Genomic DNA, 12,693 nt, shown 5'->3' with positions numbered 1-12,693 from the left:
CGCAAAGGAAGCATCATGACTATCGACTCCATCAGCTCCTCTGGCGGCGCCCGCAGCGTCGACCGGACTGTGGCAGCGGCAGACACAGTGGCGCCGGCCAGCACCGGCCGCGCCCCTGCGGCGACAACGCTGGAAACAGCGAATGCGGTCAAAGGTGCGGCGCCTGTGCCTACGCTGGACGAAGTCAATCAGGCAGTGTCGGAATTGAACAAGGCATCCCAGGCCAAGGCACAAGGCCTGGAATTTTCCGTGGACAACGACAGCAAGCGTACCGTTGTCAAAGTGGTCGACCAGACCACCAAGGAAGTATTGCGCCAGATTCCATCCCCGGAAGCGCTGGCCATTGCCAAGTCGCTGGACAATGCGAAAGGCATGCTGATCAAGCAAACCGCCTGATCCACCTACCAGGCGGTGCGCTACGGCGCGCCGCCCTTCCCTCCGCCATGGCAGCATGGCCATAAGCGCCCCTGCGCGCAGCGTTGTTCGCTCTTTGTATTTTTCCCGCACATTTTTCCCATCGGCACGCAATGGGAAGGCCGGTTTTTCGTCTGCCGCTTTTTTAAGCGTATGATGAACTGAGCTATAAATCCCCTTCTCAAGTCCTCTTTGATTGTGCCGATAATGACTTAACCTAATGCTTTCAACAGGAGTACAACGTGGGCATTTCCTCACCGGGTATCGGTTCCAATCTGGACGTCAATGGCATCATCAGCAAGCTGATGGCTGTCGAGGCTGCGCCAGTGGCGACCCTGGACAAGAAATCGGCCAGCTATCTTGCCAAAGTCACTGCCTTTGGCACGGTATCGGGCGCGTTGGGCACATTCCAGGGTGCACTCTCCAGCCTGACGTCGCTGTCGGGCTTCCAATCGTTGAGCAGCAATTCCAGCGACCCCAATATCCTGACCGGCTCGGCCACGTCCAAGGCCTTGCCTGGCAATTACAAGGTCGACATTTCCCAGGTTGCACAAGCGCAAACCCTGGCGTCCGGCGGCTACAAGTCGATTTCGTCCGCCATCGGGCTGGGCGCGAAGACCACCATCAACATCCAGCTCGGCACCGTCTCGGGCGGCAGCTTCGGCATGAGCAGCCTGGCGCTGGGCGCCGGCGTCGTCAATGGCGGTATCACGCCGGGCGCGCTGAGCCTGAACGGCACCGCGATCGCCACCGATGGCAGCACGCGCAGCGCCAAGCTGCTGGCCGACGCCATCAATGCGAAAAGCGGCACCACCGGCGTGACGGCCAAGGCCGATACCACGCAAACCTCCGCCACGCTGTTCGGCAGCGGCGGCGCGACCACGTTCGGCGCCATCGATACCAGTGGCGGCGGCACCTATAAACTGTCGGTGGGCGGCGTCGACATCATCAGCCAGGCCACCGGCATTGCCTCCGGCGGCGCGGGCGCCGTCGACGCGGCGGCCATCGACGCGGTACTGGCGGGTAACAACAGCGTGACCCAGGCCCTGGCCAACGCCAACATTACGGTGTCCGGCACGGCGGCCGACGGTACGTTGCGTTTCTCGAATACGGACGGCAACAACATCGCCGTCAACGAAAGCACCACCGGCGCCGTCACGGGCGGGATCGGCAACAGCGGCACGGCCAATACCGGCTACAGCGCCACCGTCACCAGCTCGGTATCGCTGGTGTCGACCAACGGCACGCAAATTTCGGTGGGCGGCAGCAACCCGGGCGCGGCAGGCCTGACGGCCGGCGTGGGCGGCGCCTACCTGGGCGCCACGTTTGCCCAAGATGGCACGCGCAGCAGCGGCAATATCGTGATCGACAGCACCAACAACACGCTGCAAGGAATCCGCGACGCCATCAACAAGGCCAATTTCGGCGTGACCGCCAGCATCGTCTCGGACGGCAGCACCGGCACCCCGAACCACCTGGTGCTGACGTCGTCCGCCACCGGCGCCAACTCGAACATGAAGATCACCGTCAGCGGCAACAATGGCGATCCCGCCGATGCCGCCATCGAAAGCCTGCTGGCGTACGATCCGGGCGGCGTGCAAAACCTGAGCCAGAAAACCGCCGCGCTCGACACCTTGGCCAACGTCAACGGCATTCCCGTCACCAGCCATAGCTCCGGCATCTCCGGCGCGGTGGAAGGCGTGACCATCAACGCCGTGAAAACCGGCAGCGCCACGTTGACGGTGGCAAAAGACACGGGCTCGCTGAACAGTTCCATCAGCGGCTTCGTCAAGGCCTTCAATGAATTGAGCGGCCAGATCAAATCGGTTTCCAGCTACAACGCGGAAACCAAGGAAGCGGGCGACCTGCTGGGCGATTCCACCATCCAGACCTTGCAGGCATCGCTGCGCCGCCAGTTGACGTCGTCGATCAGCGGATTGCAAGGCAGCAAGCTGACGTCGCTGTCGCAGATCGGTATCGCGTTCCAGAAAGACGGCACGCTGACACTGGACAACACCAAGCTGCAAAAAGCCATCAGCACGAATTTCAACGACATCGCGGGCCTGTTTGCCGCGGTCGGCCGCAGCAGCGACGCCGATGTCAGTTTCGTGTCGTCGCGCACCGCCACCAAGGCCGGCGATTACCGCGTCGACATCACGCGCCTGGCCACGCAAGGCACGCTGACCAGCGCGGCCGCCGTGCCGGCGTCGACCACGATTGCCGCCGATACCGTGTGGACCGTCAAGCTGAACAGCTCGACGTCGTCCGCCTCCGTCACCACGGCGTCCGTGAAAATCCCGGCCGGCACCTACACGCCGCAGGAACTGTCCACGGTATTGCAGGCTGCCATCAACGGCGCCAGCAATTTCACGCAAGCCGGTTCCACCGTGTCGGCCGCCATCAATGACGACGGCACCTTGAAAATCAATTCGACCAAATACGGTTCGACATCCAACCTGACCCTGACCAGCGATACCGGCACGGCGGTGGCCGACATTTTCGGCGGCGCCGCATCGGTCGACGGCGTCGACGTGGCCGGCACCATCGGCGGTTATTCCGCCACCGGCGACGGCCAGAACCTGACCGGTGCGCCAGGCGCGCCAACCGAAGGGTTGAAGCTGGAAGTCAAGGGCGACACCATCGGCGCGCGCGGAACGCTGGGCTTTTCGCAGGGCTACGCGTACCAGCTCGACACGCTGGCCAAGAGTTATCTGGGCGCGACCGGCATCCTGACCGGCCGCACCAAAGGCTTGAACGATAACGTCAAAGATATCGCCAAGCAAAAAGATGCATTCAATGCCAAGCTGGTCGATATCGAAGCCCGCTACCGCAAGCAATACACCGCGCTGGATACCGCGTTATCCAGCATGAACAAGACCGCTTCGTTCCTGACGCAGCAATTTGCATCAATGAATAAATAACAGGAGAGATAGTATGTTCGGATCAAGGCAAACTGGCGTGAATGCCTATGCAAAAGTGGGCATCGAGACCGGCGTCCTCGCGGCCAGTCCACACAAGTTGATCGTCATGCTGTTTGACGGCGCACTGGTTTCCATCAGCAACGCGCTGATGAATATGCGCTCTGGCAATATTGGAGAAAAAGGCAAGGCCATCTCCAAGGCCATCATGATCATCGACAGCGGCTTGCGCGCATCGCTGGACAAGAAAGTCGGCGGCGACATCGCCGAAGGCCTCGATGCGCTGTACGAATACATGAGCGGCCGCCTGCTGACCGCGAACCTGAAAAACGATCCTGCCATCCTCGAGGAAGTCCAGCGCCTGCTGACGGAATTGCGTGATGCGTGGAACCAGATCGGCGATACCCAGGCGGTGAAAAGCCCGCAGCCATCGATGCCTCCTTCGTCCCTGGCCAACAAATATGCGAGTGCCTGAATCCATGATGACCAACCAACAAGTTTTGACGGTGTACGCGGAAATGGCTGACTTGACGGAACAGATGCTCGACGCCGCCACGCGCAGCGAATGGGAGCAACTGGTGGAACTCGAACAGCGCTGCGCGGCCCATGTGCGCACGCTGCAGTCGGAAGAAGGACAGCAACCGCTGGTGGGCGAACAGCGCGAGCGCAAGGTTGAACTGATCCGTAAAATGCTGACGGCGGACCGCAAGATCCGCGATATCACGATGCCGTGGATGGCTCAGCTGTCGGCCCTGATCAACAGTACCGGCACCGAGCGCCGCCTCGTCAACGCCTACGGCGGCGTTTGATTAACTAAGGAGCCCCCATGTTGCCGCCGCGCCTGGACGCCGCCGGCGTCAAGCCGGCCGGCGCAGTCACCCCGCCAGCCGCCGCCATCCCCGTCAGCGATGCGCGGCAAGCCATGCTGGCCCGCACGCTGGGCTCGATGGTGGGGCAATCGATGCAGGGCCAGGTGCTGTCCAATTACCAGGATGGCAGTTCGCTGGTGCGCGTGGCAGGCGCTTCGGTCCGCATGATGCTGCCGCCCGGCACGCAGGTCGGCGCCGAATTGCCGATGACGCTGTTGTCGGTCACGCCCCGCCCCACTTTCCAGATTGGCAATAACACGGCGCAAACCGCGGTGCCCCTGTATTCCGAGGCGGGACTGGCGCAGGGCGACGCGGGCGAAGCAGCCCAATTGCCATCGCAAAACACCCCGATGGCGGCCGGCCGCCAGCCGAACACGGGCGCCGCCGGCATGCCGTTGCCGGCCGCTGCCGATGCGCCGGCCGAGGCCGAAGCGGCCGCGCCGCATGCGCCGACAGCCGGCCAGGCCGCCAACGCGGGCGCCAATCCCGCTGCTGCCGGCAATGCAACCAGCGCCGCCGCCAATGCCGCTGCCATGGCCGCCAATGCACAGGCGCAGGCCGCCGCCGGCAAGGCTGCGCAAGCGGCCGCCCAATTCACACAAGCGGGACAGGCCGGCGCACAGGCCGCCCAGCCCGGCAATGCCGCCCCCGCCCAGCAAGCCCGCCCGCAATCGCTGGGCGCCATGTTGCTGAGCAAGGCGCCGCTGACGCCGTCCGACCAGTTGCCTGACCTGGGACGCGATACCCCCGCGCCCAGCCTGAGCCAGGGTGCGCGCAGCATCGCCAGCGCGCTGGCCAACGCGTACCACACGCCCGACACGCCGGCCACCATTGCCGGCAAAACGCCGCTGGTGCAGGAAGGCGCGCCGGAGCCGAAGCAACTGGCGAAAAGCTTGCAGGATGCGCTGGGCGCCAGCGGCCTGTTTTACGAATCGCACGTGGCGGAATGGGCCGAAGGCAAGCGTCCGCTGGCGGATTTGCAGCGCGAACCGCAAATGCAGCGCCCCGAGACCCAGTCAGGCCGCCAGAGTGCGGAAACGCTGGCGCGCGCCGCGCAGATGGCGCCGGATTTAACGGCGGCGCAAATGATCAACCAGCAATTGCATGCGCACGAACAGCAGCGCGTGCAGTGGAATGGCGAAGCGTGGCCCGGCCAGCCCATGCAGTGGGACGTGCAGCGCGAGGAACGGGATGCCCGCGATGCGCGCCGCGAGCAGGAGGAGCGGGATGCCAGCACGGTCTGGCGCAGCGGCGTGCGTTTCAGCCTGCCGATGCTGGGCAAGGTGGCGGCCGCCGTCACCCTGGTGGGCGACCAGGTGCATATCCAGCTGCAGGCCGGCAGCGACGGCAGCGCCGACACGATGCGCGCATGGGCCGGCGAATTGCAGCGGGCGCTCGACGCTGCCGGTTCACCGCTGGCATCGCTGTCGATCGGCACGGACCACACCATCACCGGGGCAAGCGATGGCGAAGCAGCCTGATTTCCGGCCCCTGCAAAGCGCGGTGGCGCTGGCGTACCGCAGCGGGGAACCGGCTCCGAAAGTCGTGGCCAAAGGCCGCGGCCTGGTTGCCGAACAGATCATTGCCGTCGCCAACGAGCACGGCGTGCATATTCATGAGTCCAAAGAGCTGGTGTCGTTGCTGATGGACGTCGACCTGGACCGGCAAATCCCGCCAGTCCTGTACCGCATAATTGCGGAACTGTTGGCCTGGCTTTATCATATTGAAACAGCGCAAAAGTCCGGCTTGCCCCTCCCACCGCCGCCTGACACCAGCTCTCCCTTAACCGAAGAAGATAAAAATAGATGAACCGAATAGAAGCGGAACTGGAAAACTGGCACGACTTTGAAGTCGAATCGCGCAAGGAAATCATCGCCCTGCTGCGCAGCATCGGCGAAAAAAACCAGCTGATCCGCATGCTGGTCCATGGCGAAGCCGACGTGTGCGTCACATCCATCCTCGAGGTGGATGCGGACAATAACGCCGTCATCCTTGATTGCTCGATCAACCCGGACCAGAACCAGCGCATCCTCGGCGCGCGCACGCTGTCGTATGAAACCACCTTGGACAAGATCCGCATCCTGTTTGCCAGCGAGCGGGTCGAACAATGCCGTTACCAGGGCAACCCCGCATTCAAGATCGCCCTGCCCCAGTCGCTGATCCGTTTGCAACGCCGCGAGTATTACCGCATGAATACGCCGGTGACGAACCCGGTACGCGCCGTGATCCCGCTGCCGGCCGAACTGGGCGGCGGCACCAGCAGTTTCCCGCTGGCCGACATCAGTTGCGGCGGCATCGCCATCCTCGATAACAAATTGCTGCTGGGCGACACCATGGGCAAGACGTATGAGGATTGCCGCATCGAGTTGCCGGAGGTGGGGACCGTCATCACGAGTTTGCAAATTCGCAACATGATTGACTTGACCTTGCTGAACAACAAATCGAACCGCCGCCTGGGTTGCCAATTCCTCGACATGCAGCGCGGCGCATTGAATTCCGTGCAGCGCTATATCACCAAGCTGGAGCGCGAACGCAACGCCCGCATTGCCGGCCTGGGCTGACCGTTACACTTGCATGTTCATGATGTCGTGATAAGCCGACACCAGCTTGTTGCGCACCTGGACGGTGGCCTGGAAGTTGAGACTGGCTTTTTGCATGGAAATCATGACGTCGGACAGGCTGACCGAATCGTCGCCCATCTGAAAACGCTTGCCCAGGTCCGAGGCCTGGTTCTGGCTCACCGCCACCGCATCCAGTGATTTCTTCAACGCGTCGGAAAATTCGACTTTCGCAGCCGGCGCTTCCGTCTTGATGGCAGGCGGCGTCGCCTGCGGGCGGGCCGCATGCGCTTTCAATTGCTCCATCATTGCCTGGATACGGCTGCTGTCGATACCGAGACCGCTGGTTTTCATAGTGACTCCAAATTGTTGCTTTCACGGAACACCATCACGTTAAAATAGGTGGCGGTTCCGTCAGTGCTGGCAGAATATCAGTCGCTGCGCCAGTGGCCTGCGCGGAGCAGCGCGGTAAACCTGCCTTTATTTCCGGGATCGCTTGCTGCCTCCGTGCACCATAATGTGCAACAGCATCCACCCATCTCACTTTGAACCGCCATGGCAGCAGCAGCCGAACAACTCGATATCGAAGAAGCAGCGGATCCGGCAGTCCCGCCGGAGGGGAAGCCGCCGTTCCTGCAAACGCAAATGGGCAAATGGGTGGTGCGCGGCGCCGGTGCGGCCGCGCTGCTGGCCCTGATCGTCGCCCTGTGGCTGTGGAACCAGCCCCCCGCCTATGGCGTGCTGTTCTCCAATTACACGGACCGCGACGGCGGCGCCATCACGGCGGCGCTGGACCAGATGCAGGTCAAGCACAAGTTTTCCGAAAACGGCCAGGCCATCCTGGTGCCGACCGAACAGGTGCACGACGTGCGCCTGAAACTGGCGGCGCAAGGCTTGCCGAAAGGCGGCAATGTCGGCTTCGAGCTGATGGAAAACCAGAAACTGGGCGTGTCGCAATTCCACGAACAGGTGAATTACCAGCGCGCGCTCGAAGGCGAACTGGCCCGCTCGATTGAATCGCTGTCCACCGTGCAGGCGGCGCGCGTGCACCTGGCGATGCCGAAACCGTCCGTGTTCGTGCGCGAACAGCAAAAACCCACCGCATCGGTGATCCTGACCTTGCACCCCAACCGCCAGCTGGACCCGGCCCAGGCGTCCTCCATCGTGCACCTGGTCGCGTCGTCCGTGCCGGAATTGCTGCCGTCGAACGTCACCATCGTCGACGGCGCCGGCAATCTGCTGTCGAACCAGAACAAGGGCAATGAAGCAGGGTTGAACAAGAACCTGGACGCCAGCCAGCTGAAATACGTGCAGGAAGTCCAGAAGCAAGTCATCAAGCAAGTCGAATCCATCATCCTGCCGATCGTCGGCGAAGGCAACGTGCGCGCCGAAGCGGTGGCGGACGTCGACTTCGCTGCCGTGGAACAGGCGGCCGAATCGTACAAGCCGAATTCGCCGCCGGCCGCCTCCGCCATCCGCAGCCAGCAAAGCAGCGAAACCAATGGCAGCGGCACCGCCAATCCCAACGGCGTGCCCGGCGCCCTGTCGAACCAGCCGCCCGGCGCCGCCACCGCCCCGCTGACCACCACGCCGCCCGGCACCGCCCCCGCCCCCGGCACGCCGGCCGGGACGCAGACCACGGCTGCCACTGGACCGAACCACAAGGAATCGACCACCAATTATGAAGTCGACAAGACCGTGCGCTATGAACAAAAGGCCATGGCCGGCCTGAAGCGCATGACGGTGGGTGTCGTCATCAATTACCGCCGCTTTGTCGATACCAAGACCGGTAAGGTCACGATCAAGCCGTACACGGCGGCGGAAATGGAAAACATCCGCAACCTGGTGCGCGAAGCCATGGGCTTCAACCAGGAACGGGGCGACTCGCTGTCCGTGGCGAATGCGCCGTTTGACGGGGTCGACAAGCCGTTCGAACCGCCAGTCGTGCTGGACTGGTGGCGCGACCCGGCCAACTTGCCGCTGGCAAAGGAACTGGCGAAGTTCCTGATCACCGCGCTGATCCTGCTGTACATCCTGCTGCGTATCGTGCGTCCAATGATGCGTCCGGTCTTCAAGAAGATCGACGAAATCAACGAGCCCGAGCCAGAACCGGTCGAGGAAGTCGTCGAGGAACCGGAAGGCCCGACAGAAGAAGAGCTCATGGAGCTGGAACTGGCTAAAATGGAAGAAAGCACGGCCCGGACTTACCGCGACAACCTGGCGATGGCCAAGAAACTCGCCATGGAAGACCCCCGTATTGTTGCCAACGTGATCAAGGAATGGATAGGCGCAAATGACTGAGAATACTGGACTGCAAAAAGCCGCCATCCTGATGCTGGCGATGGGTGAATCGGAAGCGGCCGAAGTGATGAAATTTCTGGGCCCGCGCGAAGTGCTGAAGCTCGGCGCAGGCATGGCCACGATGAAAAACGTGCCGCACGAGCAAGTCATTTCCACCCTGGACGACTTCCGCGACCGCTGCGCCGCCGCTTCCACCGTCGGCCTGGATTCCGACGAATACATCCGCCAGGTGTTGACCAAGGCGCTGGGCGACGACAAGGCATCCGTGCTGCTGTCCCGCATCCTGGGCGGCAAGGACGCGTCCGGTATCGAATCGCTGAAGTGGATGGATTCCAATTCCGTGGCGGAACTGATCCGCAACGAACACCCGCAGATCATCGCCACCATCCTGGTCCACCTGGAGCGCGACCAGGCGTGTGAAATCCTCGGCCACTTCACCGACCGCCTGCGCAATGACGTGGTGCTGCGGATTGCCACGCTGGATGGCGTACAGCCGGCCGCGCTGCGTGAATTGAACGACGTGCTGACCAAGCTCTTGTCCGGTAATGAAAACATCAAGAAATCCACGTTGGGCGGTGTCCGCGCCGCGGCGGAAATCCTGAACTTCATGTCGGGCGAGCAAGAGCAGAACGTGATGGACAACATCAAGAACTACGACAACGACATGGCGCAAAAGATCATGGACGAGATGTTCGTGTTCGACAACCTGATCGATATCGACGACCGCGGCATCCAGTTGCTGTTGCGCGAAGTCCAGTCGGAAATGCTGATCGTGGCGCTGAAAGGCGCATCCCAGGAATTGCGCGACAAGATCTTCAAGAACATGTCGGCCCGCGCGTCGGAAATGATGCGCGAAGACCTGGAATCGAAAGGCCCGGTGCGCCTGTCCGAAGTGGAAACGCAGCAAAAGCAAATCCTGCAAATCGTCCGCCGCCTGGCCGACGAAGGGCAGATCGTCCTCGGCGGCAAGGGCGAGGATTCGTTTATCTGATGCAGTCAATGAAGTTGTAAATGGCTCACATACCGAAAGAACAGCAAACCGCCTACCAGCGCTGGGAAATGAAGTCGTTTGGCGACTTCCGGCCCAGCACGCTGGCGCGCATTGCCGCCGAAGAAGCTGCGGCAGCGCCCCCTCCTCCGCCGCAGCAGCAAGAATACGAACCGGAATATGCGGAGCCGGAAGCGCCGCAAGTGCACTACCCCAGCGAGGAAGAACTGGCCGCGATCCGGGAGGAAGCGCGCATCGAGGGCTATGGCGCCGGCTATGCGGCGGGCCACGCCGAAGGCCACGCGGATGCGATTGCGCTGGGCAAGGAAGAAACCGATCAGAAATTATTGCCGCTGCGCGACCTGGCCGACAATTTCAGCGCCGCGCTGCAAGGCGCCGACACGCTGATTGCCGCCGATGTGCTGGAACTGGCGCTGCAACTGTCCAAGGCCATGCTGAAGCAGGCGTTGCAGGTGAAACCGTCGCTGATCTTGCCGATCGTGCGCGACGCCATTGAATACTTGCCGTCATTACAACAACCTGCGCTGCTGATGCTCAATCCCGACGATGCGGAAGTCGTGCGTGAAGGGATCGGCGAAGAACTGGAAAAAGGCGGCTGGCGCGTCATTGACGACCCGTCCGTGGAACGTGGCGGCTGCAAGGTCGATACGGCCAGCAACCAGATCGATGCGCAGACGTCGGCCCGGTGGGCGCGTTTGACCCACGCGCTGGGCAAGAATATTGACTGGCTTGACTGATCAAGATGCCACGCGACCCTTCCGCTCATACCAAACGCTGGAGCAGCTACCTCAACGATTGCTCCACCCTGGTGGATTTCGTCGAACCCATGCAAGTGTCGGGCCGCGTGACGCGCGTGGCCGGACTGGTGATGGAAGCCGTGGGCTTGCGCCTGGCGGTGGGCGCCGCCTGCACCGTGCCGCTGCCGTCCGGCGGCAAGGTCGAAGCGGAAGTCGTGGGGTTTGAAGGCGAAAAACTGTTCCTGATGCCGCAAAGCGATGTCGAAGGCATCGTTCCCGGCACCCGCGTGTTCCCCATCGAACAATCGATCCCGAAACCCGGCAGCGTCGCGCACCCGCGCCGCCGCCCCAGCGACCGCGCCCGCCATTTGCCGGTCGGTTATGAATTGCTGGGCCGCGTGCTCGATGGCGCGGGCCGTCCGCTGGACGGCATGGGCCCGGTCCATACGACGGACAGCGCACCGATCAACGTGCGCCCGGCCAACCCGCTGAACCGCGCCCCCATCGTGGAAACCCTGGACGTGGGCGTGCGCTCGATTAACGCCATGCTGACGGTCGGCCGGGGCCAGCGCATGGGCTTGTTCGCCGGTTCCGGCGTGGGTAAATCCGTGTTGCTGGGCATGATGGCGCGCTATACGGAAGCGGACATCATCGTGGTCGGGCTGATTGGCGAACGGGGCCGTGAAGTCAAGGAATTCATCGAGCACATCCTCGGCGCGGAAGGCCTGGCGCGCTCCGTCGTGGTGGCGGCGCCGGCCGACACCCCGCCGTTGATGCGCATGCAGGGCGCCGCCTACTCCACCGCGATTGCCGAATATTTCCGCGACCAGGGCAAAAACGTGCTGCTGATCATGGATTCGCTGACCCGCTATGCGATGGCGCAGCGGGAAATCGCGCTGGCCATCGGCGAACCGCCCGCCACCAAGGGTTATCCCCCGTCCGTCTTTGCCAAGTTACCCATTTTGGTGGAGCGCGCCGGCAATGGCGAAATGGGCGGCGGCTCGATTACCGCGTTTTACACGGTGCTGACCGAGGGTGACGACCAGCAAGATCCGATTGCCGATTCGGCGCGCGCGATCCTGGACGGCCACATCGTGCTGAACCGCCGCCTGGCCGAGGCGGGCCACTACCCCGCCATCGATATCGAACAATCGATCAGCCGCGCGATGCACTCGATTACCTCAAGCGACCACCAGAACCGGGCGCGCCACCTGAAACAGTTGTATTCCCGTTATGAACGCAGCCGCGACCTGATCGCAGTGGGCGCCTACAGTCCCGGCAGCGACCCGGTGCTGGACCAGGCCATCAAGTTGCATGACAAGATAGAGAAGTTTCTACAACAGCAAATCACGGAACGCGTCAGCATGAGCGAGAGTTTAGGGCAATTATCCGTTCTGTTCGACTGATTGCCCCGATGAGGCCACGCCTATAATGAATCATCATGGCTTCCCAATCCCAACTCCAAACCCTGATTGAACTGGCGCGCCGCGAAACCGATGACGCGGCCAAGCGCCTGGGCCAGGCATTGAAAGCCGTCCAGGACGCGGAAGACAAGTTGAACATGCTGATCGGTTATCGCGACGAATACAGCAAGCGCTTTGCCGCCACCCAGCAAGCGGGCATCACACCGATGGCTTACCGCAACTTCCAGGCCTTCATGGGCAAACTGGACGATGCGATCCGGGGCCAGGAAGAAGTGTTGAAGCATACGCAGGCGCGCGGCGAAAAGGAAAAAGGCATCTGGCAGGAAGCGGAACGCAAGCGCATGTCGTATTCGACATTGAACGACCGCGCCATGGCCGCCGCCTTGCAGGCTGAAAACAAGCGCGACCAGAAAGCCATGGATGAACACGCGGCCCGCCAGGCCTTTCATAAACGTTAATTGAC

The 12,693-nt window shown here is 62.3% G+C and carries 13 protein-coding genes; 12 read left to right on the top strand and 1 reads right to left on the bottom strand.

The annotated features are described in order from the left end of the window. Window positions 1-15 precede the first annotated feature (15 nt). The 7 genes from GJ700_RS06925 to GJ700_RS06895 all read left to right on the top strand — a co-directional run bounded on the left by GJ700_RS06925 (window position 16) and on the right by GJ700_RS06895 (window position 6,762). Window positions 16-396 (top strand): flagellar protein FlaG, encoded by a 381-nt coding sequence (locus GJ700_RS06925; RefSeq protein ID WP_154371921.1) that lies wholly within the window; start codon window positions 16-18, stop codon window positions 394-396. Between the two features lie 260 nt (window positions 397-656). After that, complete coding sequence (gene fliD, locus GJ700_RS06920) at window positions 657-3,335, top strand: flagellar filament capping protein FliD (RefSeq protein ID WP_371867855.1); 2,679 nt, start codon at window positions 657-659, stop codon at window positions 3,333-3,335. A gap of 13 nt (window positions 3,336-3,348) precedes the next feature. Then, on the top strand, window positions 3,349-3,807 hold the full coding sequence (gene fliS / locus GJ700_RS06915; protein WP_154371919.1) for a flagellar export chaperone FliS: 459 nt from the start codon (window positions 3,349-3,351) through the stop codon (window positions 3,805-3,807). 4 nt (window positions 3,808-3,811) lie between these two features. Beyond that, window positions 3,812-4,141, top strand: coding sequence for a flagellar protein FliT (locus tag GJ700_RS06910; RefSeq protein WP_154371917.1), 330 nt, complete (start codon window positions 3,812-3,814; stop codon window positions 4,139-4,141). A 17-nt stretch (window positions 4,142-4,158) separates the two neighbouring features. Further along, window positions 4,159-5,682 carry a flagellar hook-length control protein FliK gene (gene fliK / locus GJ700_RS06905; RefSeq protein ID WP_154371915.1) on the top strand — a complete coding sequence of 508 codons (1,524 nt, stop codon included), beginning with the start codon at window positions 4,159-4,161 and terminating at the stop codon, window positions 5,680-5,682. Then, window positions 5,666-6,010 carry an EscU/YscU/HrcU family type III secretion system export apparatus switch protein gene (locus GJ700_RS06900; RefSeq protein ID WP_154371913.1) on the top strand — a complete coding sequence of 115 codons (345 nt, stop codon included), beginning with the start codon at window positions 5,666-5,668 and terminating at the stop codon, window positions 6,008-6,010. The genes fliK and GJ700_RS06900 overlap by 17 nt, the downstream gene beginning before the upstream one ends. Then, the gene (locus GJ700_RS06895; RefSeq protein ID WP_154371911.1) at window positions 6,007-6,762 is read left to right on the top strand and encodes a flagellar brake protein; all 756 of its coding nucleotides are present in this window, start codon (window positions 6,007-6,009) and stop codon (window positions 6,760-6,762) included. The genes GJ700_RS06900 and GJ700_RS06895 overlap by 4 nt, the downstream gene beginning before the upstream one ends. A gap of 3 nt (window positions 6,763-6,765) precedes the next feature. Here GJ700_RS06895 and fliE read toward each other — a convergent pair whose 3' ends face one another. Beyond that, window positions 6,766-7,113 (bottom strand): flagellar hook-basal body complex protein FliE, encoded by a 348-nt coding sequence (gene fliE, locus GJ700_RS06890; RefSeq protein WP_154371909.1) that lies wholly within the window; start codon window positions 7,111-7,113, stop codon window positions 6,766-6,768. 201 nt (window positions 7,114-7,314) lie between these two features. On the opposite strand from fliE, the gene fliF reads away from it, so the two are divergent. The 5 genes from fliF to fliJ are packed head-to-tail and all read left to right on the top strand — an operon-like array spanning window position 7,315 to window position 12,688. After that, window positions 7,315-9,060, top strand: a complete 1,746-nt coding sequence (gene fliF / locus GJ700_RS06885) for a flagellar basal-body MS-ring/collar protein FliF (RefSeq protein ID WP_154371907.1) — start codon at window positions 7,315-7,317, stop codon at window positions 9,058-9,060. Next, complete coding sequence (gene fliG, locus GJ700_RS06880; protein ID WP_154371905.1) at window positions 9,053-10,051, top strand: flagellar motor switch protein FliG; 999 nt, start codon at window positions 9,053-9,055, stop codon at window positions 10,049-10,051. The genes fliF and fliG overlap by 8 nt, the downstream gene beginning before the upstream one ends. 20 nt (window positions 10,052-10,071) lie before the next feature. Next, entirely contained in the window at window positions 10,072-10,806 is a 735-nt protein-coding gene (locus tag GJ700_RS06875; protein ID WP_154371903.1) for a flagellar assembly protein FliH, read from the top strand. Between the two features lie 5 nt (window positions 10,807-10,811). Next, a complete protein-coding gene (fliI, locus tag GJ700_RS06870) occupies window positions 10,812-12,212 on the top strand; it encodes a flagellar protein export ATPase FliI (protein WP_154371901.1) in 1,401 nt (466 codons plus the stop codon). Window positions 12,213-12,247: 35 nt separating this feature from the next. Beyond that, a complete protein-coding gene (gene fliJ / locus GJ700_RS06865) occupies window positions 12,248-12,688 on the top strand; it encodes a flagellar export protein FliJ (RefSeq protein ID WP_154371899.1) in 441 nt (146 codons plus the stop codon). Window positions 12,689-12,693: the final 5 nt, after the last annotated feature.

It is taken from the genome of Pseudoduganella rivuli (assembly GCF_009674485.1).
Classification (GTDB): domain Bacteria; phylum Pseudomonadota; class Gammaproteobacteria; order Burkholderiales; family Burkholderiaceae_D; genus Rugamonas; species Rugamonas rivuli_B.
Note: the sequence above shows the minus strand (reverse complement) of the source record. Positions and strands in the feature narration are given on the sequence as shown.